The organism is Blautia sp. DFI.3.45, from assembly GCF_020593505.1.
GTDB lineage: Bacteria > Bacillota > Clostridia > Lachnospirales > Lachnospiraceae > Blautia_A > Blautia_A wexlerae.
On the sequence record NZ_JAJDMI010000209.1, the window covers coordinates 1 to 297 of the forward strand.

Annotated in this window: 1 pseudogene; it reads right to left on the reverse strand. The window is 36.7% G+C overall.

What is annotated here, in order from left to right:
• A pseudogene (locus LJE09_RS17630) lies at positions 1 to 297 on the reverse strand (helix-turn-helix domain-containing protein); the annotation flags it as partial.

Consider the following 297-nt stretch of genomic DNA (forward strand, 5'->3'; position numbering starts at 1 on the left):
ATACCGATTCGGAATCTTCGTATAAGACTTCTGATAAAAGATTTGCAAGCCTTTGCTCTGCTGTTTTGGGTTTCTTGGAATAGAGCCTTACGATGTCTGCCATCTCATTAAAAGCATTGATGGTGTGAGTGATTTCCCTTAAGAACATAATCTCATTATATTCATCATTCGATTCAAACCCTATTGTTTTGGCAATATCCGTCTGACCATCATTCCCCTTAAAGTTTTTGCAGGCGAACTGAAAGGAATCCAAAAACAGACCATATTGTTTTAACATCAGCAGTAATAAATCTTTTG